The sequence below is a fragment of the Uliginosibacterium silvisoli genome (assembly GCF_036017035.1).
GTDB classification, from domain to species: Bacteria; Pseudomonadota; Gammaproteobacteria; order Burkholderiales; family Rhodocyclaceae; genus Viridibacterium; species Viridibacterium silvisoli.
In genome coordinates this window covers 247,200-272,286 of sequence record NZ_JAYXHS010000002.1, presented here as the reverse complement: position 1 = coordinate 272,286, position 25,087 = coordinate 247,200, and the positions used below count along the sequence as shown (strand labels likewise).

General features: G+C 60.1%; 22 protein-coding genes and 3 tRNA genes. 15 read left to right on the top strand and 10 right to left on the bottom strand.

Going from position 1 to position 25,087, the window contains the following annotated elements:
* Positions 1 to 23: 23 nt before the first annotated feature.
* Complete coding sequence (locus tag VVD49_RS10855) at positions 24 to 2,279, top strand: arginine/lysine/ornithine decarboxylase (RefSeq protein WP_327599197.1); 2,256 nt, start codon at positions 24 to 26, stop codon at positions 2,277 to 2,279.
* Between the two features lie 102 nt (positions 2,280 to 2,381).
* Here the strand turns inward: VVD49_RS10855 and ppa are convergent, their stop codons facing one another.
* Complete coding sequence (gene ppa, locus VVD49_RS10850; protein ID WP_327599196.1) at positions 2,382 to 2,930, bottom strand: inorganic diphosphatase; 549 nt, start codon at positions 2,928 to 2,930, stop codon at positions 2,382 to 2,384.
* Between the two features lie 214 nt (positions 2,931 to 3,144).
* Here ppa and VVD49_RS10845 point away from each other — a divergent pair, with 214 nt between their 5' ends.
* Entirely contained in the window at positions 3,145 to 3,594 is a 450-nt protein-coding gene (locus tag VVD49_RS10845) for a universal stress protein (RefSeq protein WP_327599195.1), read from the top strand.
* A gap of 13 nt (positions 3,595 to 3,607) precedes the next feature.
* Here VVD49_RS10845 and VVD49_RS10840 read toward each other — a convergent pair whose 3' ends face one another.
* Positions 3,608 to 3,925, bottom strand: a complete 318-nt coding sequence (locus VVD49_RS10840; protein ID WP_327599194.1) for a DUF2322 family protein — start codon at positions 3,923 to 3,925, stop codon at positions 3,608 to 3,610.
* A gap of 205 nt (positions 3,926 to 4,130) precedes the next feature.
* Between VVD49_RS10840 and VVD49_RS10835 the strand changes: the two genes are divergently transcribed.
* Positions 4,131 to 4,817, top strand: coding sequence for a cytochrome b/b6 domain-containing protein (locus VVD49_RS10835; RefSeq protein ID WP_327599193.1), 687 nt, complete (start codon positions 4,131 to 4,133; stop codon positions 4,815 to 4,817).
* Between the two features lie 71 nt (positions 4,818 to 4,888).
* Here VVD49_RS10835 and VVD49_RS10830 read toward each other — a convergent pair whose 3' ends face one another.
* Both VVD49_RS10830 and queG read right to left on the bottom strand, forming a co-directional pair.
* Entirely contained in the window at positions 4,889 to 5,338 is a 450-nt protein-coding gene (locus VVD49_RS10830; protein WP_327599192.1) for a c-type cytochrome, read from the bottom strand.
* Between the two features lie 127 nt (positions 5,339 to 5,465).
* A complete protein-coding gene (queG, locus tag VVD49_RS10825) occupies positions 5,466 to 6,557 on the bottom strand; it encodes a tRNA epoxyqueuosine(34) reductase QueG (protein WP_327599191.1) in 1,092 nt (363 codons plus the stop codon).
* Here queG and tsaE point away from each other — a divergent pair, their 5' ends adjacent.
* The 6 genes from tsaE to VVD49_RS10795 all read left to right on the top strand — a co-directional run bounded on the left by tsaE (position 6,558) and on the right by VVD49_RS10795 (position 13,318).
* Positions 6,558 to 7,097, top strand: a complete 540-nt coding sequence (gene tsaE / locus VVD49_RS10820; protein WP_416384901.1) for a tRNA (adenosine(37)-N6)-threonylcarbamoyltransferase complex ATPase subunit type 1 TsaE — start codon at positions 6,558 to 6,560, stop codon at positions 7,095 to 7,097.
* Positions 7,098 to 7,114: 17 nt separating this feature from the next.
* Complete coding sequence (locus VVD49_RS10815; RefSeq protein ID WP_327599964.1) at positions 7,115 to 8,449, top strand: N-acetylmuramoyl-L-alanine amidase; 1,335 nt, start codon at positions 7,115 to 7,117, stop codon at positions 8,447 to 8,449.
* A gap of 76 nt (positions 8,450 to 8,525) precedes the next feature.
* Complete coding sequence (mutL, locus tag VVD49_RS10810) at positions 8,526 to 10,334, top strand: DNA mismatch repair endonuclease MutL (protein ID WP_327599190.1); 1,809 nt, start codon at positions 8,526 to 8,528, stop codon at positions 10,332 to 10,334.
* Complete coding sequence (locus VVD49_RS10805; RefSeq protein ID WP_327599189.1) at positions 10,300 to 11,097, top strand: DUF2628 domain-containing protein; 798 nt, start codon at positions 10,300 to 10,302, stop codon at positions 11,095 to 11,097. The genes mutL and VVD49_RS10805 overlap by 35 nt, the downstream gene beginning before the upstream one ends.
* A gap of 28 nt (positions 11,098 to 11,125) precedes the next feature.
* Positions 11,126 to 11,845: a pseudouridine synthase gene (locus VVD49_RS10800; protein WP_327599188.1), complete on the top strand. Its 720-nt coding sequence runs from the start codon at positions 11,126 to 11,128 to the stop codon at positions 11,843 to 11,845.
* 246 nt (positions 11,846 to 12,091) lie between these two features.
* A complete protein-coding gene (locus tag VVD49_RS10795; RefSeq protein ID WP_327599187.1) occupies positions 12,092 to 13,318 on the top strand; it encodes a pseudouridine synthase in 1,227 nt (408 codons plus the stop codon).
* A 107-nt stretch (positions 13,319 to 13,425) separates the two neighbouring features.
* Here the strand turns inward: VVD49_RS10795 and VVD49_RS10790 are convergent.
* The 3 genes from VVD49_RS10790 to VVD49_RS10780 form a co-directional block, all read right to left on the bottom strand.
* Positions 13,426 to 13,502 (bottom strand) — tRNA-Arg (locus VVD49_RS10790).
* Positions 13,503 to 13,573: 71 nt separating this feature from the next.
* Positions 13,574 to 13,666, bottom strand: a tRNA-Ser gene (locus VVD49_RS10785).
* A 90-nt stretch (positions 13,667 to 13,756) separates the two neighbouring features.
* A complete protein-coding gene (locus VVD49_RS10780; RefSeq protein ID WP_327599186.1) occupies positions 13,757 to 14,986 on the bottom strand; it encodes an aspartate kinase in 1,230 nt (409 codons plus the stop codon).
* A gap of 444 nt (positions 14,987 to 15,430) precedes the next feature.
* Between VVD49_RS10780 and VVD49_RS10775 the strand changes: the two genes are divergently transcribed.
* Positions 15,431 to 15,724 carry a helix-turn-helix domain-containing protein gene (locus tag VVD49_RS10775; RefSeq protein ID WP_327599185.1) on the top strand — a complete coding sequence of 98 codons (294 nt, stop codon included), beginning with the start codon at positions 15,431 to 15,433 and terminating at the stop codon, positions 15,722 to 15,724.
* A gap of 207 nt (positions 15,725 to 15,931) precedes the next feature.
* Positions 15,932 to 16,387, top strand: coding sequence for a 6-carboxytetrahydropterin synthase QueD (gene queD, locus VVD49_RS10770; protein ID WP_327599184.1), 456 nt, complete (start codon positions 15,932 to 15,934; stop codon positions 16,385 to 16,387).
* A 46-nt stretch (positions 16,388 to 16,433) separates the two neighbouring features.
* Here the strand turns inward: queD and VVD49_RS10765 are convergent.
* A tRNA-Ser gene (locus VVD49_RS10765) sits at positions 16,434 to 16,521 on the bottom strand.
* Between the two features lie 17 nt (positions 16,522 to 16,538).
* On the opposite strand from VVD49_RS10765, the gene VVD49_RS10760 reads away from it, so the two are divergent.
* Positions 16,539 to 17,399 (top strand): Bax inhibitor-1/YccA family protein, encoded by an 861-nt coding sequence (locus VVD49_RS10760; RefSeq protein WP_327599183.1) that lies wholly within the window; start codon positions 16,539 to 16,541, stop codon positions 17,397 to 17,399.
* Between the two features lie 63 nt (positions 17,400 to 17,462).
* On the opposite strand, the gene rlmD is transcribed toward VVD49_RS10760, so the two are convergent.
* On the bottom strand, positions 17,463 to 18,761 hold the full coding sequence (gene rlmD, locus VVD49_RS10755; protein WP_327599182.1) for a 23S rRNA (uracil(1939)-C(5))-methyltransferase RlmD: 1,299 nt from the start codon (positions 18,759 to 18,761) through the stop codon (positions 17,463 to 17,465).
* Positions 18,762 to 18,841: 80 nt separating this feature from the next.
* Here rlmD and VVD49_RS10750 point away from each other — a divergent pair, with 80 nt between their 5' ends.
* The 3 genes from VVD49_RS10750 (at position 18,842) to VVD49_RS10740 (ending at position 22,693) form a co-directional block, all read left to right on the top strand.
* The gene (locus VVD49_RS10750; protein WP_327599181.1) at positions 18,842 to 19,963 is read left to right on the top strand and encodes a cupin domain-containing protein; all 1,122 of its coding nucleotides are present in this window, start codon (positions 18,842 to 18,844) and stop codon (positions 19,961 to 19,963) included.
* A 478-nt stretch (positions 19,964 to 20,441) separates the two neighbouring features.
* Positions 20,442 to 21,206, top strand: coding sequence for a FadR/GntR family transcriptional regulator (locus VVD49_RS10745; RefSeq protein ID WP_327599180.1), 765 nt, complete (start codon positions 20,442 to 20,444; stop codon positions 21,204 to 21,206).
* Between the two features lie 17 nt (positions 21,207 to 21,223).
* The gene (locus tag VVD49_RS10740) at positions 21,224 to 22,693 is read left to right on the top strand and encodes an NAD-dependent succinate-semialdehyde dehydrogenase (RefSeq protein WP_327599179.1); all 1,470 of its coding nucleotides are present in this window, start codon (positions 21,224 to 21,226) and stop codon (positions 22,691 to 22,693) included.
* A gap of 71 nt (positions 22,694 to 22,764) precedes the next feature.
* Here VVD49_RS10740 and VVD49_RS10735 read toward each other — a convergent pair whose 3' ends face one another.
* On the bottom strand, positions 22,765 to 24,978 hold the full coding sequence (locus tag VVD49_RS10735; RefSeq protein ID WP_327599178.1) for a UvrD-helicase domain-containing protein: 2,214 nt from the start codon (positions 24,976 to 24,978) through the stop codon (positions 22,765 to 22,767).
* Between the last annotated feature and the right edge of the window lie 109 nt (positions 24,979 to 25,087).

Here is a 25,087-nt window from a genome sequence, read left to right as displayed (position 1 = left end):
CGCCCCTCAAGGAGCCCGCCCCCATGCGTTTTCATTTCCCCATCATCATCATCGACGAAGACTTCCGCTCGGAGAACGCCAGCGGCTTCGGCATCCGTGCACTGGTCAAGGCCATCGAGGGCGAAGGCATGGAGGCGCTGGGCGTCACCAGTTATGGCGACCTGAGTTCGTTCGCGCAGCAACAGAGCCGCGGCTCAGCCTTCATTCTGTCTGTGGACGATGAGGAGCTGACCTCGGACGAGGCGGAAGAAACCATCGCCGAGTTGCGTGCCTTCGTGCAGGAAATCCGCTTTCGCAATGCCGAGATTCCGATCTTCCTGTACGGCGAGACGCGCACTTCGCGCCACATCCCGAATGACGTGCTGCGTGAGCTGCACGGCTTCATCCACATGTTCGAAGACACGCCGGAATTCATCGCGCGCTATGTCGTGCGCGAAGCCAAGGCCTATCTCGATTCACTGGCACCGCCCTTCTTCCGCGCACTGGTGCACTACGCGTCCGACGGTTCGTATTCCTGGCACTGCCCCGGCCACTCCGGCGGCGTCGCCTTCCTGAAGAGCCCGGTCGGCCACATGTTCCACCAGTTCTTCGGCGAGAACATGCTGCGCGCCGACGTCTGCAACGCGGTGGAAGAGCTCGGCCAGCTTCTCGACCATACCGGTCCGATCGCTGCGTCGGAACGTAACGCCGCGCGCATCACCCACTCCGACCACCTGTTCTTCGTCACCAACGGCACCTCGACATCGAACAAGATCGTGTGGAACTCAACGGTGGCGCCAGGCGACATCGTGGTCGTCGACCGTAACTGCCACAAGTCCATCCTGCATTCCATCATCATGACAGGCGCGATTCCGGTGTTCCTGATGCCCACGCGCAACAACTACGGCATCATCGGTCCGATCCCGAAGAGCGAGTTCAAGTGGGAAAACATCCAGAAGAAAATCGCGAAGAACCCCTTCATCGAAGACAAGAACGCCATGCCGCGCGTGCTCACCATCACGCAGAGCACGTATGACGGCGTCCTGTACAACGTCGAGGAAATCAAGGAAGAGCTCGACGGCAAGATCGACACGCTGCACTTCGACGAAGCCTGGCTGCCGCACGCCGCTTTCCACGACTTCTACGGCGACTATCACGCCATCGGCAAGGACCGTGCGCGTTGCAAGGAGTCGATGGTGTTCTCCACGCAATCGACGCACAAGCTGCTCGCCGGCTTGTCACAGGCCTCGCAGATCCTCGTGCAGGATTCGCAGACCCGCAAGCTCGACAAAGACCTCTTCAACGAGGCCTATCTGATGCACACCTCGACCTCGCCGCAATACGCCATCATCGCCTCGTGCGACGTGGCCGCCGCGATGATGGAAGAGCCCGGCGGCACGGCGCTCGTCGAAGAGTCGATCCAGGAAGCCATGGAGTTCCGCCGCGCCATGCGCAAGGTGGACGAAGAATGGGGCGCGGACTGGTGGTTCAAGGTGTGGGGCCCGGACGACGAGCTCGCCGAAGAAGGCATGGGCGAGCGCGAAGACTGGATGCTCAAGGCCAACGAGCGCTGGCACGGCTTCGGCAACCTTGCCGAAGGCTTCAACATGCTCGACCCGATCAAGGCCACCATCATCACGCCGGGACTCGACGTGGATGGCGCCTTTGGGGACAGCGGCATTCCCGCCGGCATCCTGACCAAGTACCTGGCCGAGCACGGCATCATTGTCGAGAAGTGCGGCCTGTACTCCTTCTTCATCATGTTCACCATCGGCATCACCAAGGGCCGCTGGAACACACTGGTGACCGAGCTGCAGCAGTTCAAGGACGACTACGACAAGAACGAGCCGCTGTGGCGCGTCATGCCGGAATTCGTCGCCAAGCACCCACGCTACGAGCGCATCGGCCTCGCCGACCTGTGCCAGCAGATTCACGACGTGTACAAGCTCCACAACGTGGCACGCCTGACGACAGACATGTACCTGTCCGAAATGGAACCTGCCATGCGCCCGACCGATGCCTGGTCGATGATGGCGCATCGCAAGATCGAACGCGTGTCCATCGACGAGCTCGAAGGCCGCATCACCGCCATGCTGGTCACGCCTTACCCACCCGGCATTCCACTTCTGATCCCGGGCGAGCGCTTCAACAAGACCATCGTCGACTACCTGAAGTTTGCACGCACCTTCAACGAGCGCTTCCCGGGTTTCGAAACCGACGTGCATGGTCTCGTCAAGGAAAAGGAAGACGGCGGGGTAGCACGTTACTGCGTGGATTGCGTGGCGCAACCACAACCCTAAGACTGCAGGCGTCAAAACAACGAGGGCCGTGAGAAACAGCTATATCGCTGTTCTCACGGCCCTCGTTTCTTGATGAGGCGCCCGGTGCAGGCGCACAAAACCTCAATCCGTCGATGCGCCCGATCGTGCCTGGAATGCCGCGACGCCCGCATAGATCTCCTGCTTGGCAGCCTCCGGCCCCTCCCAACCCAGCAGCTTGACCCACTTGCCTTTCTCCAGATCCTTGTAGTGCTGGAAAAAGTGTTCGATCTGTTTGATCAGCAGCGGAGACAAGTCGGTATAGGACTGCACGTGCGAGTACAAGGGCGACACCTTGGTGATCGGCACTGCAAGCACCTTGGCGTCCTCGCCAGCCTCGTCCTCCATGTGCAACACGCCGACGGGCCGGCAGCGGATCACCACGCCAGGAATCAGCGCAAACGGCGCCTCGACCAGCACGTCCACCGGATCGCCATCGCCCGCGATGGTGCCAGGCACATAGCCGTAGTTACATGGGTAGTACATCGTCGTACCCATGAAGCGGTCGACGAAGACCGCGCCCGTGTCCTTGTCGACTTCGTACTTGATGGGGTCGGCTCGCAACGGGATTTCGACGATGACGTGAATATCGTTCGGCACATCAACGCCGGGGGAAACGCGATTAAAACTCATGAACAGCTCTCTTGATTAATAACTGCCGGCCATTATAGCGATCAAGGCCTTACAGCACCCTTTCGGAAAATACGCAGTGCCTGGGCAAAAAAACCAAGGTTCCGGCGGACCATACCGCGCTCCCCTGCAATCCCGGCCAGCCAAGGAGTCATGCGTTTCCTAGAATGAAAGCAGAACAGAACGCAGGAAAGCCCAAGTTACGCAGGAGGTCGCCATGTACAAGCACATTCTGGTTCCCGTCGACGGCTCTGAACTGTCATCCCATGCCGCCACGAGTGCCGTCGCCTTCGCGCGCTCGATCAGCGCACGCATCACGTTTCTCCACGTCCAGCCCGACTACCCGCGCCCCATCGTCGGCGAAGGCACCTTGATCGCGCCGGAGAACCGCGAGGACTTCCTGCGGGGCACGCAGGAAGTCGCCGACGCGATCCTGCACAAAGTCAGCGCACTGGCCGAAGGCGCCGGCGTGGCAGCCAGCACGCGTACCGAGGTCAATGACATTCCCTGGGAAGTCATCACCCGCACCGCGGTCGCGGAACAGTGCGACCTGATATTCATGGCTTCACATGGCCGACGCGGCCTGGCGGGCCTGTTGATCGGCTCGGAAACGCACAAGGTGCTCACCCATACAACGACACCTGTGCTGGTCTATCGCGAAAAATAGCGCGCGTCAGGCTTCAGACGGCGAACAGGTGCTTCACGCGCAGGGTTTCCTGACGCTCGACGAGACCGAACAAACGGTCGATATTGGGGTGTTTGCCTGGATTCGCACGTGCGTCTTCGGTGTGCTCGGCATATAACTCCAGACCCTTGCTGGCCGCCTCGGGCGTGATCGCGCCGAAGGTCTGTGCAAGGTGGTTGTACACCACCAGCGAACCGCCTTGCCCCGGCTTGTTTTCAATCGTCGCCACGACCGCATCACTGCTGTCCACAAGTTGAATACCTGCCAGATGGGAAACGCCGGGCAGTTGTTTGAGCGTGTCGGAGAAAGCCATGATTGCGCACCAGAAGTCGGAAAATTCGGAGCGGCGAAGTGTAGCGCAAAGCATGGCGCGCCCAATCATCCACACGCCTCGCGATTTCCTGCAAGATGTGGAACCGGAGCACCTCGCCAATACCTAAGCATGCAACCGGCCAGCAGTGCCCGGGCTCGACGCAAATAACCAGACAAGCCAATCCCCACCATCAGGAGCGCAATAGATGAGTACGAACAACGCCGGATCGACGAAGAAAGTCAAAGTCTGGGATTTGCCGCTGCGACTATTTCATTGGCTATTGTTGATCGCAGTGTCGGCCGCATTCATCACCATCTGGGCCAAGTCGGATCGCAACCTGCATATGCTTGCGGGATACAGCGTGTTGGCACTGCTGCTGTTCCGCCTCGTGTGGGGCTTCATCGGCGGCGACCATGCACGCTTCTTCAACTTCGTGAAAGGCCCGGGCGCAGTTCTGAGTTATCTGGGCTCCCTGGGCTCAGGCAAGCACGACCCGAGCCGCACCGGCCACAACGCGCTGGGTGCCCTGTCAGTTCTGGCGCTGCTGCTGTCGCTGTTGTTTCAGGCAGTTTCCGGCCTGTTCAATTATGACGATGAACTGAACGACGGCCCGCTGCGCAAGCTCATCAGCGAAAGCCTGTCGGACAAGCTGCATGTCGCACACTCGATCAATCAGTGGATCATCATCGGTCTGATCGTGCTGCACATCCTCGCGATCCTCTTCTACCGCTTCATCAAGAAAGACGATCTGGTCTCGCCGATGATTACCGGCAGCAAGACCTTGCCAGCAGACGCCAGCACGCCGGACGCCAAGGGCGGCAACGCGCTGCTCGGCGCGATCGTCCTGGCCATCGCAGCAGGTGCCGTCTGGTACATCGTCACCAAGCTCTGAACGGCTCACCGGAATACGCACGAAAAAAGGCTGGCACATGTGCCAGCCTTTTTCATTACGACGCCAGGCAATCAGTGGTAGCTGCTGTCGCGATAGTTGTCGTGGCAGTTCTTGCAAGCACCACCAATATCCGCCAGTGCCGCCTTCAACGAGTTGGCATCGCCAGCAGCAGCGGGCAACTTGCGCGTGATGACCAGCAGCTTTTCTTGTGCGGCCTTGAAGCCAGCATCGTCAGACCAGATCTTCGCGTTGGCACGCGTTGGCGCGCCCTTGTCCGAACCCGCGCCGAAACCAGCCCAGATTTGCGGAACGAGCAGGCTTACAAACTCGGCCGTATTGGTTGCCGTTTCCTTGTTGAAAGGCACGTCGCCCTTGGCGATGGAATTCAGAGCACCCACATTGCGCGCCAGCAACTGAAAGCCGCCTTGACGCAAGTGAATCAGATCTTCGGGCTTGGACTGGGCTTGTGCAAGGGTGCTGACGGCGGCGAGCGCGACAACGGCAAGGTAACGAAGCTTCATGCGGTTCTCCTGATTGATTCTCTGTTGATGGGTCTACTTTTGGATACGGCCGGGGTAACAACCGGATGAACACACGCAGCGTGCAGCTTATTCCGGCACAACAAAACTTCTTTCCAGCTTCAATTGCTCAGGCCTGCGCGACATGCTGCGCCAGCGCCCAGCCCACATGCTCGCGCACCAGCTCTGACGCATCATCCTGCCTCGTCCTCAAGGCCGCAAGAATGCCGGTCGATGAGGGCGCCACTGCCAGGGCATTGCCCAGGCCGACAGCCAGATTACGCAACCAGCATTCGTAGCCGATGCGATGGATCGCGCTGCCTGCCATGCGCGTTTCGAACTCCTCGCGCGTCCAGGCAAACAGTTCGACCAGTGATGCGCTGTCGAGCCCATTGCGCACCGAGAAGTCCTTCTCCTCGGTGACGCGTGCAAAACGATTCCACGGACACACCAGCTGGCAATCATCGCAACCATAAACACGATTGCCAATCATGGGCCGGAATTCGACGGGAATCGCGCCTCTGAGTTCAATCGTGAGGTAGGAAATACAACGCCGCGCGTCCAGTTTGTAGGGCGCCACGATGGCTTGCGTCGGGCAGATGTCGATGCAGCGCGTGCACTGCCCGCAGTGCTCGGAAACAGGTTCGTCCGGCGGCAGGTCCAGATCGGTGTACAGCTCGCCCAGAAAGAACAGCGAGCCCGCCTCGCGCGTCAGCGTCAGCGTGTGCTTGCCACGCCAGCCAAGGCCCGCGCGCGTCGCCAGTTCGACTTCAAGAACGGGCGCCGAATCCACGAATACCCGGTGCCCGAAAGGCCCGATGTCGGCCGCGATGCGATCGGCCAGTTGCTGCAGACGCTTGCGCAGCACCTTGTGATAATCGCGCCCCAATGCATAGCGCGAAATGTAGGCGCGCTCGCCATCGGCCAGCGCTGCCTCGGCAATCCCGCGATCGCTCTCGCTCCAGTAATTCATGCGCAACGAGATCACGCTGAGCGTGCCCGGCACCAATTCCGCGGGGCGTGCGCGCTTCATGCCATGGCGCGCCATATAATCCATCTCGCCATGAAAACCGGCGGCCAGCCAGTCGGCCAGGCCCTGCTCTGCATCGCTGAGATCGATGCCCGCTACCCCCGCATTGGCAAACCCGAGTTCGAGCGCCCACGCCTTGATGCGGCCCTTGAGCGCCACCTTGTCGAGAGAGTCCTGTTCTTGTCCGCTCATTTGTCTGATAGCCATTCCGCCGCCGATGATAATCCGCCCGGCCCCGCGCTGAGCTTGCGTTTAGCAGATGCCGCGGCCACCGAAGCCTTCGGTGCGTCACTGGCGCCCGTCGTGAACAGCGAGGAAGCGCATGGTCTCGTCATCTGGCTGACGGGCGACCTGGGCGCTGGCAAGACCACCACCACGCGCGGCCTGTTACGCGCACTGGGTCACACGGGAAATGTGAAAAGTCCCACCTACACCTTGCTAGAACCTTATTCAGTTTCTAGAATATCGCTGTATCACTTTGATTTTTATCGATTCAACCACCCGGACGAATTTCTGGATGCAGGGCTTGATGAATACTTTTCGGACGGCGGCATCTGCCTCGTCGAATGGGCCGACAAGGCCCTGCCCTACGTCCCGCAACCGGACATCGAATTGCGCCTCGCAGTCGAACAGGAAGGCCGCCGTGCCGAGTTACGTGTTTTCACCGAGCGAGGCCGCGCATGTCTGACGCATTCAAGCCTGACCACAAACCCACCGCCAGACGCGAAGTGAATCCGCTGCTGGAAAGCATGTCGCGTCGCAGCCTGCTGAAAGCGGGCGGCGCGTTGATGACCGTGCTCGTATCCCCCGTTGCGTTGGGTGCCGATACCAAGGTACTTGCCGTGCGTGTCTGGCCTGCGCAGGACTACACGCGCGTCACGCTGGAAGGCGGCGATGCGCTGCGCTACACCGCGCAGGTCGTCAAGAATCCCGAACGCCTCGTCGTCGATCTCGAAGGCGTGGAATTCAATAGCGTGCTGCAAAGCCTGCCCTCCAAGATCATCGACGCCGACCCCTACATCAAGCTCATCCGTGCGGGCCGCAACCGGCCCGGCGTGGTGCGTCTCGTGGTGGAGCTCAAGGGCGAGATCCGGCCGCAGATCTTCACGCTCGCCCCGGTGGGCAATTACGGTCACCGCCTCGTGCTCGACCTCTATCCAACACAACCCGTCGACCCGCTGCTGGCCCTGATCGAAAAGAGCACTCCCGAAAACGCAGCCGCTGGTAACACCAACCCGAACCCGGAGCTCGCCAAGGCCGACCCGGCAAAGATCGATCCAGCTCAGCCCAAACTCGAAATCACCCGGCAAACGATAGAGATCACGCCCGACAAACGCACCGAAACGATCCAGAAGACTCGCGTTACGCGCCTTATCACCATCGCGCTCGACCCCGGTCACGGCGGCGAAGACCCGGGTGCGGTCGGCAGGGCAGGCACCTACGAAAAGCACGTCACGCTCTCCATCGGCAAGCGCCTCAAGGCCCTCATCGACAACGAGCCCAATATGCGCGCCATGCTCACGCGCGATGCAGACTTCTTCGTGCCGCTCGGCCAGCGTGTGCAGAAGGCTCGACGTGTCGAAGCCGATCTGTTCGTCTCCATCCACGCTGACGCCTTCATCAAGCCCGAAGCGCGCGGCAGTTCCGTCTTCATCCTCTCCGAGCGCGGCGCATCCAGCACCGCGGCGAAATGGTTGGCACAGAAAGAAAACGCGGCCGACCTGATCGGCGGCATCAACGTCGGCGTCAGGGACTCGCACCTCGCGCGCACCCTGCTCGACCTGTCGCAGACCGCCACGCTCAACGACAGCACCAAGCTCGCCAAAGCCATGCTCAGCGAAATCGGCGGCATCAACACCCTGCATCGCGGCGCCATCGAAGAAGCCAGCTTCGCCGTGCTCAAAGCGCCGGACATCCCCAGCATCCTCGTCGAGACCGCCTTCATCTCCAATCCCGAAGAAGAGAAGAAACTCGCCGACGAGGACTACCAGGACAAGATGGCTGCCGCCATGCTGCGCGGAATCAAGCGCTACTTCGCCAAGAACCCGCCGCTGGCCAAGTCCAAGCTGGCGATGCTCGAATAGCAGCGCCGCCCGCCAAGGGCATCTGGGTCAGGCGGCGCAAGGCCTATAATCTCGCCTTTGCCGCCTGATTCCGCGCATGCCCACCATCCGCAAGCTTCCCGAAGTCCTCATCAACCAGATCGCTGCCGGCGAGGTGGTTGAACGCCCCGCGTCGGTGCTCAAGGAGTTGCTGGAGAATTCACTTGATGCCGGCAGCAAGGCTATCGAGGTACAGCTCACGCAAGGCGGCATCAAGCAGTTGCGCATCACCGACGATGGTTGCGGCATCGACAAGGAGGACCTGGCGCTGGCGCTGGAACGTCATGCGACAAGCAAGATTGCTTCGCTCGAAGATCTGGAAGCCGTCGGCACGATGGGCTTTCGCGGCGAAGCGCTGGCCGCCATTTCCTCGGTGGCCCGCACCAAGATCACCAGCCGTGCACGCGGCGCCAGCCATGCGTGGAAGGTCAGCGAGCGCGATCACGAGCCGATGCCGGCAGCATTGAATGGCGGCACGGTCGTCGAGGTCGAAGATCTGTACTACAACACGCCGGCACGCCGGAAGTTCATGAAGTCGGACTCGACCGAATACGGCCATTGCGATGACGCTTTCCGCCGCGTGGCGCTGGCACGTCCTGAAGTCGGCTTCCAGCTGTCGCACAACGGCCGCGTCAATCTGCGTCTCGCACCGGGCGATGCGGAACGCCGCGCACGCGAAATTCTCGGCGACGATTTCATGGAGCAGGCACGCGTGGTGGACGTCGCAGCCAGCGGCTTGCGCCTGTTCGGCTTCGCTTCGTTGCCGGCCTATGCACGCAGCAATCGTGACGGGCAGTACTTCTACGTCAATGGTCGCTTCGTACGCGACAAGATCATCCAGCATGCGCTGCGCGAAGCTTATGCAGACATCCTGCACGGCAATCGCCATCCGGCGTATGCACTGTTCCTCGAGCTTGATCCTGCGGGCGTGGATGTGAATGTGCATCCGGCGAAGACGGAAGTGCGTTTCCGCGAAGGGCGCGCGATCCATCAGTTTGTTTTCCACGCATTGACGCGCACGCTGGCTGCGCCTGTGCAGGCGGCCGTCGCCGCGCCCGTGGTGGACGAATACGTGGCCTATGCCAGCCCGACCGAACAGGTACACCTCGGCGTGGAAGAGCCTGCGCTGGCGCGTTATTTCTCGCCGACGCAGTTCGAGCGCCCGCTGAGCCGCTCGCCGGCTTTCGAATCGGTTGCGTCCTCACTGAGCGCATCGTTGAGCAACTTCGCGCCGCGCAACCCGGCTGCGGACATCGCCCCGCGCCCCTTGCCGCAAACCACGCAAGGCGCGCCGCTGGGTTACGCCATCGCACAATTGCACGGCGTCTTCGTGCTGGCGCAAAACGAAACGGGCTTGGTGTTGGTCGACATGCACGCCGCCCACGAACGCATTCTCTACGAGCAGCTCAAGCACGTGCTCGAAGGCACACCCGGCGTGCAACGCCTGCTGATTCCTGCCGTGTTCAACGCCAGCAAGATCGAGATGGCAACCGCCGAAGACCACGCCGACACACTTCAGCGCATGGGCTTCGATGTTGCACCGGCCGGTCCCAACGAACTGTCGGTGCGCAGCGTACCGGTGCTGCTGGCGCGCGCCTCCGTCACCGAGTTGCTGCGTGCCTTGCTCGCAGAACTGCGTGACTTTCCCGCAACCGAAGTGATCGCCGCGCGTCGCAACGAGCTGCTCGGCACCATGGCCTGCCACGGCGCGGTGCGCGCCAACCGGCAGCTCACGCTTCCAGAGATGAATGCGCTCTTGCGCGACATGGAGGCGACCGAGCGCGCCGACCAGTGCAATCACGGCCGCCCGACCTGGGTGCAGTTGTCGATGAATGAACTCGACAAGCTCTTCATGCGAGGCCAGTGAGATGGCCGGCCACGACGATCCCGCCACGCCATGCGACATGCACGCGGGCGACGACATGGTGATCGTCGAGCAGCGCCTCAAGCCTGCGGAAGCTGCCATCTTGCGGGCGACGCTCGTAGCCGGTGGCGTGCCCGCAGTGGTCGATGACGTCAATACCGCGCACTATTTCGGCTATCTCGCCTATGCACTCGATGGCGTACGCATACGCGTGCCGGCCCGTCATGCTGCGCAGGCGCGCGAAATCCTCGCGGCCATCGCTGCAGATCGCTACAAGCTCGAAGAGTGGGAATACAACCCCGACGATCCGGCTTTCGACGAACCGCAGAGCGAACCCGATATCGGCCATGAACGCCTGCTGGCCTTCACTCAGGACGCAAGCTATGCACGACGCTGGCATCAGGCAACGCCACGCACCGGGTTCATGTGGTCTGCCCTGTTCTTCGGCTCGGTCTGGTTTCTCTATCGCAAGCTGTACCGCACCGGCACGCTACTGTTTTTCATCGAAAGCATGCTGCTGTGTGGCATCGCCAGCAGCGGCGCATCGCAGCTGAGCTTCGCCGCATTCATCGCCCTGCGCATCCTGGTGGCCTGCACGGCCGAGGGCCTGTATTACGCGCGGGCCCGCACCATCACCCACGAAGTGACACAGATGCTGGATGACGAAGCACGCGTACGCGACATGCTGAAACGACGCGGCGGCGTCAGCTTCCCGCTGGGACTGGGCGCGCTGTTCCTGCAGCGCCTGCTCACCTACGCTCTCTAGACCCTCTCGATACCACTCCCCAATACACATGCAACTCGACAGAATTCTCCAGTCCCAAGGCTTCGGCTCGCGCAAGGAGTGCCGCAAGGCCATCCGTGAAGGCGAAGTCAAAATCGGCGGCGTGGTCGTCAACGACCCCTTCCAGGAATACGACACGACCGACTTCACTTTCGAACTCAACGACTGGGAATGGGAGTACGCCGAGAAGGTATACATCGCGATGAACAAGCCGCCGCGTTATGAGTGCTCGCACAAGCCCAAGCACAACGAGACGATCTACAACCTGCTGCCCGACCCCGTCGTGCTGCGCGGCGCCCAGAGCGTTGGCAGACTCGACGTCGACACCACCGGCCTGCTGCTGTTCTCTGACGACGGCCAGTTCATCCACTCCATCTCGTCCGCCAAGCGTCAGGTGACGAAGAGCTATCGCGCCACCACCAACCAGCCGGTAGATGACGAGCAGATCCGCAAACTGCTGGAGGGCGTGCAACTGGTTGATGAAAACGAGCCTTCGCGTGCCTTGCAGGCGAAGCGCGTGAGCGACAAGCAGATCGAACTCGTCGTCGACCAGGGCCAGTACCACCTGGTCAAACGCATGATCGCGGCAGCCGGCAACCACGTCGACGCATTGCATCGCTTCGCCGTCGGTAACCTGTCGATGGAGGATGGCTCCTTGCCGGAGCTGGAGCTGGGTGACTGGTGCTATCTGCGGCCGAAGCATCTGGCATTACTTGGCTACAACACCTGATGCCATTGCCGGATCATTCGTGCCGCGAAGGCGGGCCGGAAGCAGTGCTGAGGCCCGGCAAGGCGAAGTCGACAAAGTCACGAATGGTCTGGCGCTGGAATGAAGCCAGCGGACGAGCTACGAATGTTTACCTGCCGGACCACCTGCCCGGCACCTACAATGCATCGACCCTGCGCACGATCTTGCACGCTTCCCTTGCCGTGTCATGCACACGGAATCCCGAACTGAATCGATCCCGAACACCTCATGTCCGATACTGAAAAACCCAAGAAACTCAGCTTGCCCACCAAGGCCGCACCGGAAAAGCGAGTACCTGGTACGCCACGGCGCGCACCCGTCCGTGCAAGTGGTGTCGTCAAACCGCGTATCTCGACCGCCGAGGCCAAGGCTCAGGAAGCGAAGCGCAAGCCACCGCGCCGCGAAGAGAGCGAGCCTGAGGCAGCTGCGCCGCGCGCACGCCCGGCTCCCGCCTCGCAATTCGCGAAGCGCGACGAGACACCACGCAGCCGGTCGCAACGCGGCGAAGAGGATGCCCCCAGGGTACGTCGCTCGACGCGCGAGGCCAGCCCGACCTTCAACCCCGATCTGCGCCCTGCCAAACCGCGCGATTACAACGACACCGGGCCGGCCCGTCCGCACGAGCGCCGTACCCGCGGCGCTGATGGCGTCGACACAGAACGCACGGAGCGCCCTCGCCGCCCCGCAGCGAAGCGGCAAAGCGCACCGCAGATCAAGGATGCCGATGGCTCGGTGCGCCTCTCCAAGCGCATGGCCGAACTCGGGCTGTGCTCGCGCCGCGAAGCTGATGACTACATCGAGCGCGGCTGGGTGAAGGTAGATGGCGTAGTCATCGATGAGCTGGGCAGCAAGATCCTGCCCGACCAGAAGATCGAGCTGACACCGATTGCGGAGACCACCCAGACGCAGCGCGTCACCATCCTGCTGCACAAGCCGGTGGGTTACGTGTCGGGTCAGGCAGAAGATGGCTACGAGCCCGCCAGCGTGCTCATCACGCCGGAGAACCACTGGGAAGAAGACCCGATCAAGCGTCGCGTCGAAGCACGCCACCTGCGCAAGCTAGCGCCTGCCGGACGCCTCGACATCGACTCCACCGGCCTGCTGGTACTGACGCAGGATGGCCGCATTGCCAAGCAACTGATCGGCGAAAAGAGCGATGTTGAAAAAGAGTATCTGGTGCGCGTGGAAGGGCCGCTGTCCTTCGACGATCTCAAGCTGCTCAATCATGGCCTGATGCTGGACGGCGTCGCCCTGCAGCCCGCCAAGGTGAGCTGGCAGAACGAAGACCAGCTGCGCTTCGCGCTGCGCGAAGGCCGCAAGCGCCAGATCCGCCGCATGTGCGAGCTGGTCGGCCTGCGTGTCGTCGGCCTCAAGCGCGTGCGTATCGGCCAGGTGAAGCTCGCCAAGCTACCACCCGGCAAGTGGCGCTATCTGGGCGATCACGAGAAGTTCTAACAGGACAGAAAGGCGCTGGCGCTCTCGGCCAGCGCCTTTGCCAAACAAAAGAGACGCAGAAAAGAAAAATGGCTCAGATCTTTCGATCTGAGCCATTTTCTTGCATCTGGCGCGCCCGGAAGGATTCGAACCTCCTACCCCTTGGTTCGTAGCCAAGTACTCTATCCAGATGAGCTACGGGCGCTAAAGGAGCGGCATTGTATAAGCACTGCAACAATTCCGCAACTACTCTCACGATTATTTTGTGAGTTTCTTTGGCGGAGAAGAAGGGATTCGAACCCTTGATACAGTTTTTGACCGTATGCTCCCTTAGCAGGGGAGTGCCTTCGACCTCTCGGCCACTTCTCCAAAAGAGCGCGCATGTTAGCCGCAGCGCGCCCTCCCGTCAATTCGATTCCGTGTCAGAAGTGATGTTTCCTCTCACTTCCGACAAAGAACTCACGCGCCGACCTGATCCAGCTCGAACGCCTTGTGCAAAACACGCACGGCCAGCTCCAGATACTTCTCGTCGATCGCCACAGAAATCTTGATTTCCGAGGTCGAGATCATCTGGATATTGATGCCCTCTTCGGCCAGCGTACGGAACATCTTGCTGGCGATGCCCACGTGCGAGCGCATACCAACACCCACCACCGACACCTTGGCCATCGAGCGATCGCCACGCACTTCGCGCGCGCCAGCATGTGCCTTCACGTCCTCGAGGATCTTCGTCGTACGCTCGTAGTCGTTGCGATTGACGGTGAACGAGAAGTCGGTCAGGCCATCATGACTGACGTTCTGGATGATCATGTCGACGTCGATATTGGCGTCAGCGATCGGGCCGAGGATCTGGTACGCGATACCGGGACGGTCAGGCACGCCCAGAACGGTGAGTTTGGCTTCATCGCGGTTGAAGGCGATACCGGAAATGATCGGTTGTTCCATCTTGATGTCTTCCTCGAATGTAATCAGGGTCCCTTCGCCACCTTCCTCGAAGCTGGAGAGCACCCGCAATCTGACTTTGTACTTGCCCGCAAACTCGACCGAACGAATCTGCAGAATCTTTGAACCGAGGCTGGCCATTTCCAGCATCTCTTCGAATGTGATGCGATCGAGCTTGCGTGCCTCGGGCACGATGCGCGGGTCGGTCGTATAGACGCCATCGACGTCGGTGTAGATCTGGCACTCGTCCGCGCGCAACGCAGCCGCCAGGGCAACGCCGGTGGTGTCCGAACCGCCGCGGCCCAGCGTCGTGATGTTGCCAAGATCATCCACACCCTGGAAGCCAGCCACCACGATGACGTGTCCGTCATCGAGATCTTTACGCATGCGATCTTCATCGATCTTGAGAATGCGCGCCTTGGTGAACGAACTATCCGTCAGGATGCGGACCTGCGCACCGGTATAGCTGCGTGCCTTCACGCCACGCTCGATCAGCGCCATGCACAACAAACCGATAGTGACTTGTTCGCCGGTCGAAACGACCACGTCAAGTTCGCGCGCATCCGGGTTCGGCTGGATTTCCTTGGCCAGACCAATCAGGCGATTCGTCTCGCCGCTCATGGCAGAAACCACCACCACGATCTGGTCACCCGCAGCCTGCGCTGCGGCGACGCGGCGCGCGACATTCTTTATCCGCTCGGGATTACCCACCGAGGTGCCACCATATTTTTGAACGATCAGTGCCATCTTGCAGTGACTAGCTTGAAGTTGGAGAGCCCGTTATTTTAGCTGATTCCGCCAACTCGCCTACCCTCTTGATGCAATGGCGTTTTCCACCCGCCTCAAGCCGTCAACAATTCGCTAACACTTATTTGCAAAACGGGCCTGAAAAGCAGGCTGGACAAGGTTGTATGTTGTCGAGATATTGATCTATACTTTATACGTCTATAACTAAAGTTATAGATCAGAAGAAGCCCGCCGCTCCGCAGTACCTGCTTGGCCGGAGATTGGTCAGATGGAATGCGCTGCAGAAACAAGAACAGACGGCGAGAGGTAGCTCCGGTCTAGCGAGCAACGAACAAATGCCTTGTGCATGAACGTGCTCATTTACCAGAACTCTCTATGCGGGCCCGGAGGTCCAGGAATGAATGAAATTTTCTGCATCGTATACACAGGTACAGGTACAAAGACATGAAAACAATTGAAAACGTTGATGTTCGCGAAATCCGCCGCAAGTTGGGCCTGAATCAATCGCAGTTCTGGTCCAAGATCGGTGTGACGCAAAGTGGCGGCTCCCGTTATGAAAGCGGTCGCAATGTTCCGCGTCCGGTTCAAGCCCTGCTCCGCTTGGTCCACATCGAGCAGATCGACCTGAACAAGATCCGCAAGGATGATTTCGAAGTTATCGAGTACCTGCGTGCTCATAAGTCCGAAATGTTCAAGAACCTGAAGAAAGAAGCCAAGGCAAAGAAGAAGGAAAAGTAAGTTTCCTTCTGCCTCAGCCGGGGCGACGGACTTTCGTCGCTCCGGTAATAATCCAAGACTCGCTCGAGTCGAGCTGGTGGCCCCACCAGCGTTCGTGTGTATGCCGCGCGCCCTGCGCTGCAAAATATCCTTGAAGTACTCCTGCCGTTACAATGCCGGGCTTCGCTCGCCATTTCTGGCCGCATCTTTTGCTCCCGGTAATTACCCGTGCTTATAACCAGACGACTCGAATTTGACGCGGGCCACCGTATTCCGGATCACCGCAGTCTGTGTCGCCATCTTCATGGTCATCGCTACGTCATTGAAGCCACGGTTTCGGGCGATGTCACGCTACAGGATGGTAATCCACGCAACGGTATGGTGCTGGACTTCTCGGAAGTAAAGAGCGCCATGCGCTCGACCATCGTGGACGTTTGGGATCACGCCTTCCTGGTCTATCGCGGTGACACGCAGATCCGCACATTTCTCGACAGCCTTCCCGACCATCGGACCGTGGTTCTGGATGTCGTACCAACGGCAGAGAATCTGGCCGCAGAAGCCTTTCGCCTCCTCGCGCCACGCATTGCCGAATTGTGCGAAAAAAGCCTTCGACTGGAAGCTTTACGCCTATATGAAACACCCAATTGCTGGGCAGACGTCACGCGCGCCATGCTTCAGGATTAAGCTGGCGGCAAAAGCAAAAGGCTCCTTACGGAGCCTTTTTTGTTCTTGGCGGAGGCGGTGAGATTCGAACTCACGATGGGTTTCCCCACGCCAGTTTTCAAGACTGGTGCATTCAACCGCTCTGCCACACCTCCGCGTGCAAACAGCATCAATGCTGGATTTGCAGGGCGCTGAGTTTATTCGTCATGTCCGCAGGAAGCAAGCACGCCCACTCCAAAATACGTTTGCAGCCCTGCCGAAAGTGGTTAGCATTCCGGCTATGGAACCCTTGGCAATGCCAAGAGTCTTATTTGTGCGCCACCCGGACGGGGCGCCACTCTTAATGGAGATTCAAATGGAAGATCGCATGCTGGACGTCGGCACCATTGGCGTGCCACAAAGTCAGAATCGTGTGCTGCGCAATACGTATGCGCTGCTGGCGCTGAGCATGATCCCGACCGTACTGGGCGCACTGCTGGGCGTGCAGATGCACTTTGCCTTGACTGGCGGCATGGGCTTTATCGTATTCATGGTCGGTGCCATGGGCTTCATGTTCGCTATTGAGAAGTTCAAACACAGCAGCGCAGGCGTCGCCATTCTGCTGGCCTTCACTTTCTTCATGGGCCTCATGCTGTCACGCCTGATCCAGTCTGTCCTGGGCTTTTCCAACGGCGGTTCGTTGATCGCAATCGCAGCGGGTGGCACAGGCATCTCGTTCCTGGGCCTGGCGTCTTTTGCCAGCACGACCAAGCGCGATCTATCGAACATGAGCAAGTTCCTGACGATTGGCTCGCTATTGTTGCTGGCCGCAATTGTTGCCAACATATTCTTGCAGATTCCAGCGCTGTATCTGACGATCGTCGTCGTGTTGCTCGGCATTTCATGCGCCTGGCTGGTGCATGACATCAACCGGATCGTGCAAGGCGGCGAGACCAACTATGTATCGGCAACGCTCGCTGTATATCTCGACGTCTACAACATCTTCCAGAGTTTGCTGGCCTTGCTTGGTATCTTTGGTGGCGACCGGGATTAAAAGCGCCCGCCAGAAAAAAGCCCGCGTTCAACGCGGGCTTTTTTTATGTGCTGACTCCTTGCGTCACAGTCGCTCGAACAAGGCAATCGATTCGACATGCGACGTATGCGGAAACATGTTCGCGACACCTGCACCGCGCATGACATAACCTTTTTCGCGCACCAACACCGCGGCATCGCGTGCCAGTGTGGCCGGGTTGCATGACACATACACGATTCGACGCGGTGCGTCGTCGCCCAATGCCTTGACTAGCGCGATTGCGCCTTCACGTGGCGGATCGATCAGCATCTTGTCCAGCGCGCCGAGTGCACGCAGGCTCTCAGGCGTCACTTCGAACAGGTTGGCAACCGAAAAATCCGCCAGATCAGACAAACCGTTTTCCCGCGCATTTTCTGCTGCCCGCTCCACCAGCGCTGCGCTGCCCTCCACCCCCACCACGCGCGCGCCACTGCGGGCTATCGGCAAGGTGAAATTACCAAGGCCACAGAACAAATCTGCAATGCGCTCACCGGGCTGCGGCTGCAGCAACTGCATTGCGCGTCGAACAAGCAAGCGGTTGATATGAACGTTCACCTGGGTGAAATCTGTTGGCTTGAATTTCAGCGCGAGATTGAATTCGGGCAAGGTGAAATAAAGATGGTCGGGCTCTCCTGCTCGCAGCGGGCGTGCGGTCTCCGGCGCACCCGGTTGTTGCCACATGTGAAGTGCATGTTGCTCACCGAATGCCAGCAACAGGGCTTTGTCTTTTGCCGTAAAGGGCAGCAGATTACGTAGTACAAGCACGGTGCGATCATCGCCCACGGCTAGCTCTACCTGTGGAATACGATCAGGGGAAGAGAGGCTTGCGATCAGGCGACGCAAAGGAATCAACACATCCGAAACATGCGGCGGCAAGACCTCGCAACTGGTCATGTCGACAATGTAGCTACTCTTCTTCTCGTGAAAACCGATGAGCACGCCACCTTTACTCGGCACCATGCGTATGCCGATACGGCCACGATAACGATAACCCCAGGCAGGGCCATAGATGGGGGGATAAATGCTGCCAACCGGCACCTTGCCAATGTGCTTCAGTGCGTCTTCCATGACGCGCTGCTTGGCCGCGACCTGCGCCCCCAGCTCTGCGTGCTGCAGGCTGCAACCGCCACAGAGATCAAAGAACTTGCAGCGTGGTTCGGCGCGTTGCGCACTATGCTTGATGACACGCGTCGTCGTGGCCTGCTCGAAACGCTCGCGTTTGCGGTAGCTGGAATACTCCACTGTCTCGCCCGGCAAGGCGCCTTCAATGAAGATGGCCTTGCCTTCGACATGAGCAATGCCGCGACCTTCGTGGTCCAGTGATTCGATGGTCGCAACCGACATCAGATGGGGCTTTCCGCAAAAAAGGCCTGCAATTCTAGCGTGCCGTCAGGGCCGATTGCGCAGCTGTGTAGAATGGCACCATGACCGAAGCACTACTTGGCGGCATGAAGCCGCAACAATTTCTTGATGAATACTGGCAGAAGAAGCCGCTGTTGATCCGTAACGCGATCCCCGGCTTTCAGGGACTTCTGACGCCCGCCCAAGCCAAAGAGCTCACAGCAGACGAGGACGTCGAATCACGTTTGGTGCATGCAGGGAATGATGGGTGGGACATGATCAACGGGCCACTGCGCAAACGTGACTTTCCCAGATCCGGTCCCTGGACGGTGCTGATACAGGGGCTCAACCTGCTGCTCGAAGAAGGGGATGCGCTGCTACGCCAGTTTTCGTTCATCCCGTTTACACGCCTGGACGACCTGATGGTTTCGTACGCCACGGATGGCGGCGGTGTCGGCCCGCATTTCGACTCGTACGACGTATTCCTGCTTCAAGGACTTGGCCAGCGCCGCTGGCAGATCAGCGCACAGAAGGATCTGACCTTGCTCGACGATGTGCCGCTGAAAATCCTGAAAAACTTCAGCCCCACGCAGGAATGGATTCTCAACCCTGGCGACATGCTGTACCTGCCACCGAAATATGCGCACAACGGCACGGCCATTGGCGAATGCATGACTTACTCCATCGGTTTCAGGGCCCCGTCTGCGCGCGAACTGAGTTCAGCCTTTCTGGGCTTCCTCGAAGAGAAACTTTCGCTCGAAGGTCTTTACACGGATCCCGACCTGCGCGCCACGCCAACGCCCGCGCGGATTCCCGACGAAATGGCAGTGCGTGTGGCGGAAATGCTGTCGCGGATCCGCTGGGCGCAACGCGACGTCACGGAATTTCTCGGGCAATACCTTTCCGAGCCGAAAGCCCACGTTTTCTTCGACCCGCCGCATGAGGAACTCAGCCCGGCAGCATTCAAACGCGCCGCCCTGACGAACGGTTTGCGCCTCGATTTGCGCACGCAGATGCTCTACGCCGGGGGCAAGTTCTTTTTGAATGGAGAGGTCGTGATCATTCCCGCTGCCGACGCCAAAGCGTTCCGCAGACTGGCAAATGAACGCACTTTGAGCGAGCTCAAATCGCTCTCCCAAACCGGCTGGGATCTGCTATCCGATTGGTATGCCGACGGCTTTCTACACCTGCAGCAGAAGATGTAAAGACGGCTTTCGTTGCGTCGCACAACCTTTCCAAACGCTGAAATTGAATGTTAGAATGCGCAATCGGCTATTAGGGCCGATTTAAATTTTGGCTCAATATACTCACCGCACATTTTTGCAAGGGAATTCAACAATGAAACAATCTCTCCTCGTTGCAGCCCTGATTGCTCTGGCAACTACCGCTTGCAGCAAGACTGAAGAAGCTCCGGCCGCGGCCGTCGAAGCATCGGCTCCGGTCGCTGCTCCTGCGGAACAATCCCCTGCTGAAGTTGCTCCAGCAGCTGACGCATCGGCTCCAGCTGATGCATCGGCTCCTGCAGATCAGTCGGCCGCCAAGTAATACTGGCTGCTACAAGAAAAACCGGCTTCGGCCGGTTTTTTCGTTTACGGCGCCAGACATCGGGCGCATCGTCATGAACGGCCGTAGCGCCATGTTCGTATCGTAAAATCGTCGCTCTCTGTGGTCAGAATGCTCGCAATGGATGCTCCGGGAATCCTGAAGTCGCGCCGCAATCCGCACGATAGCCTTGCCAGCCTCGTTGCCCGCGAATTGATCCAGCGCATCGATCGCGGCGAACTCCGCCCTGGCGATCGCCTACCAAGCGAGCGTGAATTGATGCAGACTTATGGCGTCAGTCGCACCGTCGTGCGTGAAGCCACCTCCAGCCTGCGCTCGGCCGGACGAATCGCCACCCAGCAAGGGCGCGGCGCTTTCGTGATGGCCTCGGTTGGCCCTGTTGCCCGCCCGTTCTCTGTATTACCCGCGCAGAGTGCGGCCTCGAAGGATAGCCAGCTCGCCGTGCTCGAAGTGCGTATCGGGCTGGAAACCGAAGCCGCGGCGCAAGCCGCGCGGCGGCGTACGCCCGAGGCGCTGGAAGCAATCAAGCAGGCCTGGCAATCGCTGTCGATCGCGCTGGATGGCGGTAGCAGCGGCGTGCGCCGCAAGGACAGGGAATTCCACCTGGCGATCGCCCGCGCCACCAACAATGTCTATTTTGCCGATCTGTTGTCATCGCTGACCGCTCTGCCGGGCGACAAACCCGCCCGCGTCTACGTGGACCTCGCGGCACGCAAGTTGCACCTGCAGCAGGTGCGCATCGAGCACGAACAGATCGTGCGCGCCATTGAACGGCGCGATCCCGATGCTGCGCGTGCAGCGATGCGCATCCATCTCGCCAACAGCCAGGAGCGCACGGCAGGCGTCTTCGACGCCGCGGCATGCAGGCCCGACGGCGACGAGTGAACAGCTTTGGAGGCATGATGAGCCCGCAACCCCACCCAGCTCGTGAGCGCGCAGGAGATTTGTTCAAGACGCAGGCCTTCGTGGGCGGTCAATGGCTCGACAGCCCGCAACGCTTCGCGGTCACCGATCCCGCCACGGGCGAGCAGCTGGCCGAGGTCAGCAATCTAGATGCGAACGCAGCCCTCGGAGCCATTGAAGCTGCGAATGCAGCATTGGCTAGCTGGCGTGACCGGCCTGCGCGCGAGCGCAGCCAGATCATGCGCCGCTGGTTCGAACTGATCGTCGAACACGCCGACGCCATCGCTGCGCTGCTGACCGCCGAACAGGGAAAACCTCTGGCCGAAGCCAAGGCCGAAGTGCTCTATGGAGCGTCCTTCATCGAATGGTTTGCTGAAGAGGCACGCCGCATCCAGGGGGACGTGACGCCGACGCCGGGCAATGACCGTCGCATACTGGTCATCAAACAGGCGACCGGGGTTTGCGCGGCAATCACCCCGTGGAACTTCCCGGTCGCGATGGTCACGCGCAAAGTGGCGCCTGCGCTGGCAGCCGGTTGCACCATCGTCCTGAAACCTGCCGAACAGACTCCTTTGTGCGCGCTGGCGCTGGCCGAGTTATCGCAACGCGCCGGCATTCCGGCCGGCGTTTTCAACGTGCTGAGCTGCGACGCGCAGAACGCCATCGACATCGGCAAGGCGCTGTGCGCGAGCCCTGTCGTGCGCCACCTGTCTTTTACCGGTTCGACAGAAGTCGGTCGCATCCTGATGGCGCAGTGCGCGCCAACCGTCAAGAAACTGGCTTTGGAGCTTGGCGGGCATGCCCCCTTTATCGTGTTCGACGATGCCGACCTCGACGCGGCGGTCGAGGGTGCGATGCTTTCGAAGTACCGCAACGCGGGCCAGACCTGTGTGTGCACCAATCGCTTCATCGTGCAGTCCGGCATTCATGACGCCTTCGTCGAGCGGCTCGTTGCGCGCACGCGCGAACTCAAGCTCGGCAACGGTTTCGAGGCCGGCGTGCAGCAGGGTCCGTTGATCGACGACGCGGGCGTCGCCAAGGTCATGCGGCATATCGACGATGCGCGCGCCAAAGGCGCCCAGGTGCTCACTGGCGGCACACCGCCACAGGGGCGTTTCGTCACGCCCACCGTACTGCGCGATGTCACGCAAGACATGCTGATCGCGCGCGAAGAAACTTTCGGGCCCGTCTCTGCGGTGATGAAATTCGCGACCGACGAGGAAGCGATTGCGCTGGCGAACGCCAGCGAATTCGGTCTGGCAGCCTATTTCTACAGCCGCGACATCGGCCGCGTATGGCGTGTCGCCGAAGCCCTCGAATACGGCATGGTCGGCATCAATACCGGCGCCATATCGTATGAGACGGTTCCGTTCGGCGGCATCAAGCAATCCGGTTTCGGCCGCGAAGGCTCACACTACGGCATCGAGGAATACGTCGAGATGAAGTATCTCTGCATGGCAGGGCTGTAACGCGGAGCTCCACCGGAGGTTCCGTCTGCCGCCGGGAGGCGGCTAGACGCAAAGTAGGTGCAAGCTCCGCCCTACTCCGCCTCGAGCTTGGCGACGCTCAATGCCAGCAGCTTGATGCCTACGCCCGAACCGAAATTGACCTGCACGCGCGCATCGGCACCGCTGCCTTCGGCCGATACGATGACACCCGAACCGAAGCGGCCGTGGCGAACGGCCTGACCGACGTAAAAACCACCCAGATCACGGCCGTTCTGCCGTGGCGTGTTGAGTCGCGATGTCGCATGGTTATCGCCATCGTAGTTGCGCGTCGGCGTATGCACGGCCCCAAAGCCTTGCTGCACGCGTGGCGTGAGCCACTTCAGCAACTCCTCCGGAATTTCCGTGAAGAAGCGCGACTTCATTGCATAGCGCGTCTGACCATGCAGCATGCGGCTCTGTGCCAGTGACAGATAGAGCCGCTGGCGCGCACGTGTGACAGCGACATACATCAGGCGCCGCTCTTCCTCCAGGCCCTCCAGCGAGGTAATGGAATTCTCGTGCGGGAACAGGCCGTCCTCCAGCCCGCTCAGGAAGACCATATCAAACTCCAGCCCCTTTGCGGCATGCACTGTCATGAGCTGGATAGCGTCCTGGCCGGCATCAGCCTGATGATCACCAGCCTCAAGCGAGGCATGCGACAGGAAGCGCGAGAGCGGATCACCCGCTAGCACCTCTTCGCCCTCTGCAGGAGGCGCTCCGTCCTCATGTACGAAGTAGGCAGCCGCATTGATGAGTTCATCGAGGTTGGCGAGGCGCTCTTCGCCCTCGCGTTCCGCCTTGTAATGCGTGCGCAAGCCGGACACATCGAGAACATGATCGACCACCTCCGGCAAGGGCAGGCCTGTCGTCGCATGACGCATCTCCTCGATGAGCCGCACGAAGGCACCAACGGCCTGCGCTGGCTTGCCGGACAAATGCGACACCGTGGCGTAGAGGCTGGTGTTGTAGACGCGCGACGCATCCTGCAATTGCTCCAGCGAACGCGCGCCGATGCCACGGGTCGGGAAGTTCACGACGCGCGCGAAGGCGGTGTCGTCATCCGGGTTGGCGATCAGACGCAGGTAAGCCAGTGCGTGCTTGATCTCCTGGCGCTCGAAGAAACGCAGGCCGCCATAGACGCGATAGGAAATGCCAAGCGAGAACAGCTGGTGCTCGAGCACGCGTGACTGGGCATTGCTGCGGTAGAGCAAGGCAATATCACTGCGGGACGCACCGTCACGCACCAGTTGCTGGATTTCCTCAACGATCCAGCGCGCCTCATCGAGGTCGGCCACAGCCTCGTAAACACGGATCGGCTCGCCGCTGCCCTGGTCGGTCCACAGGTTCTTGCCGAGGCGTTTGCTGTTATTGGCAATTATGGCGTTTGCAGCATCGAGGATATTGCCGTGCGAGCGGTAGTTCTGCTCCAGGCGAATGACGCGGGGTACCTTGAACTCTCGCTCGAAGTCACGCATATTGCCGACCTCGGCGCCACGAAAACCATAAATACTCTGATCGTCGTCACCCACGGCAAATACAGCTGCAGGCGACGCAGTGGCATGACCGGCCAACAGTTTCAACCACAGGTATTGCAGTCGATTGGTATCCTGAAATTCATCGACCAGCACATGGCGGAAACGGCTCTGATAATGACGACGGATCGGTTCGTTGCGCTCGAGCAATTCATAGGAACGCAATAGCAACTCAGGGAAATCGACTACGCCTTCACGCTGACATTGCGCATCGTATTCGGCGTACAGTTCGACGCGTTTGCGCGTGTAGTCATCCCATGCCTCGACGGCATGCGCGCGATAACCCGCCTCCTTGTTGCCGTTGATGAAATGCTGCAGTTCGCGCGGCGGGTATTTTTCATCGTCGACATTGAGCGCCTTGAGCAAGCGCTTGATGGCGGCAAGCTGGTCCGATGTATCCAGAATCTGGAAGGTCTGCGGCAGCGCAGCTTCACGATGATGCGCTCGCAGGAAACGGTTGCACAACCCGTGAAAAGTGCCGATCCACATGCCACGGGTATTGATCGGCAGCATGGCGGAGAGACGCGTAAGCATCTCCTTGGCAGCTTTGTTCGTAAAGGTAACGGCGAGGACGCCGGACTGCGTGACCTGCCCGGTCTGCAGCAGCCAGGCAAGGCGCGTGGTCAGCACCCGCGTCTTGCCGGAGCCGGCGCCCGCGAGAATCAATGCGGGTTCGGCAGGCAGGGTGACGGCGGCGAGTTGTTCGGGGTTGAGCTTGTCAAGCAGGCTGGCCATGAGAAGAATGCTTTGAGAGAAGCCTGTATTGTACGGGCCTCGGCCGGATCAAGCCCTGTCCTGAATGATTCGGGCATCACTAAAGACAATTGCGGAACGCGTTTTGGCA

Excerpts from the sequence above, each read along its gene's own strand:
- VVD49_RS10855 (WP_327599197.1), top strand. The coding sequence starts at position 24 with ATGCGTTTTCATTTCCCCATCATCATCATCGACGAAGACTTCCGCTCG.
- ppa (WP_327599196.1), bottom strand. The coding sequence starts at position 2,930 with ATGAGTTTTAATCGCGTTTCCCCCGGCGTTGATGTGCCGAACGATATT.
- VVD49_RS10845 (WP_327599195.1), top strand. The coding sequence starts at position 3,145 with ATGTACAAGCACATTCTGGTTCCCGTCGACGGCTCTGAACTGTCATCC.
- VVD49_RS10840 (WP_327599194.1), bottom strand. The coding sequence starts at position 3,925 with ATGGCTTTCTCCGACACGCTCAAACAACTGCCCGGCGTTTCCCATCTG.
- VVD49_RS10835 (WP_327599193.1), top strand. The coding sequence starts at position 4,131 with ATGAGTACGAACAACGCCGGATCGACGAAGAAAGTCAAAGTCTGGGAT.
- VVD49_RS10830 (WP_327599192.1), bottom strand. The coding sequence starts at position 5,338 with ATGAAGCTTCGTTACCTTGCCGTTGTCGCGCTCGCCGCCGTCAGCACC.
- queG (WP_327599191.1), bottom strand. The coding sequence starts at position 6,557 with ATGAGCGGACAAGAACAGGACTCTCTCGACAAGGTGGCGCTCAAGGGC.
- VVD49_RS10815 (WP_327599964.1), top strand. The coding sequence starts at position 7,115 with ATGTCGCGTCGCAGCCTGCTGAAAGCGGGCGGCGCGTTGATGACCGTG.
- mutL (WP_327599190.1), top strand. The coding sequence starts at position 8,526 with ATGCCCACCATCCGCAAGCTTCCCGAAGTCCTCATCAACCAGATCGCT.
- VVD49_RS10805 (WP_327599189.1), top strand. The coding sequence starts at position 10,300 with ATGAACTCGACAAGCTCTTCATGCGAGGCCAGTGAGATGGCCGGCCAC.
- VVD49_RS10800 (WP_327599188.1), top strand. The coding sequence starts at position 11,126 with ATGCAACTCGACAGAATTCTCCAGTCCCAAGGCTTCGGCTCGCGCAAG.
- VVD49_RS10795 (WP_327599187.1), top strand. The coding sequence starts at position 12,092 with ATGTCCGATACTGAAAAACCCAAGAAACTCAGCTTGCCCACCAAGGCC.
- VVD49_RS10780 (WP_327599186.1), bottom strand. The coding sequence starts at position 14,986 with ATGGCACTGATCGTTCAAAAATATGGTGGCACCTCGGTGGGTAATCCC.
- VVD49_RS10775 (WP_327599185.1), top strand. The coding sequence starts at position 15,431 with ATGAAAACAATTGAAAACGTTGATGTTCGCGAAATCCGCCGCAAGTTG.
- VVD49_RS10760 (WP_327599183.1), top strand. The coding sequence starts at position 16,539 with ATGCTGGATTTGCAGGGCGCTGAGTTTATTCGTCATGTCCGCAGGAAG.
- rlmD (WP_327599182.1), bottom strand. The coding sequence starts at position 18,761 with ATGTCGGTTGCGACCATCGAATCACTGGACCACGAAGGTCGCGGCATT.
- VVD49_RS10750 (WP_327599181.1), top strand. The coding sequence starts at position 18,842 with ATGACCGAAGCACTACTTGGCGGCATGAAGCCGCAACAATTTCTTGAT.
- VVD49_RS10745 (WP_327599180.1), top strand. The coding sequence starts at position 20,442 with ATGGATGCTCCGGGAATCCTGAAGTCGCGCCGCAATCCGCACGATAGC.
- VVD49_RS10740 (WP_327599179.1), top strand. The coding sequence starts at position 21,224 with ATGAGCCCGCAACCCCACCCAGCTCGTGAGCGCGCAGGAGATTTGTTC.
- VVD49_RS10735 (WP_327599178.1), bottom strand. The coding sequence starts at position 24,978 with ATGGCCAGCCTGCTTGACAAGCTCAACCCCGAACAACTCGCCGCCGTC.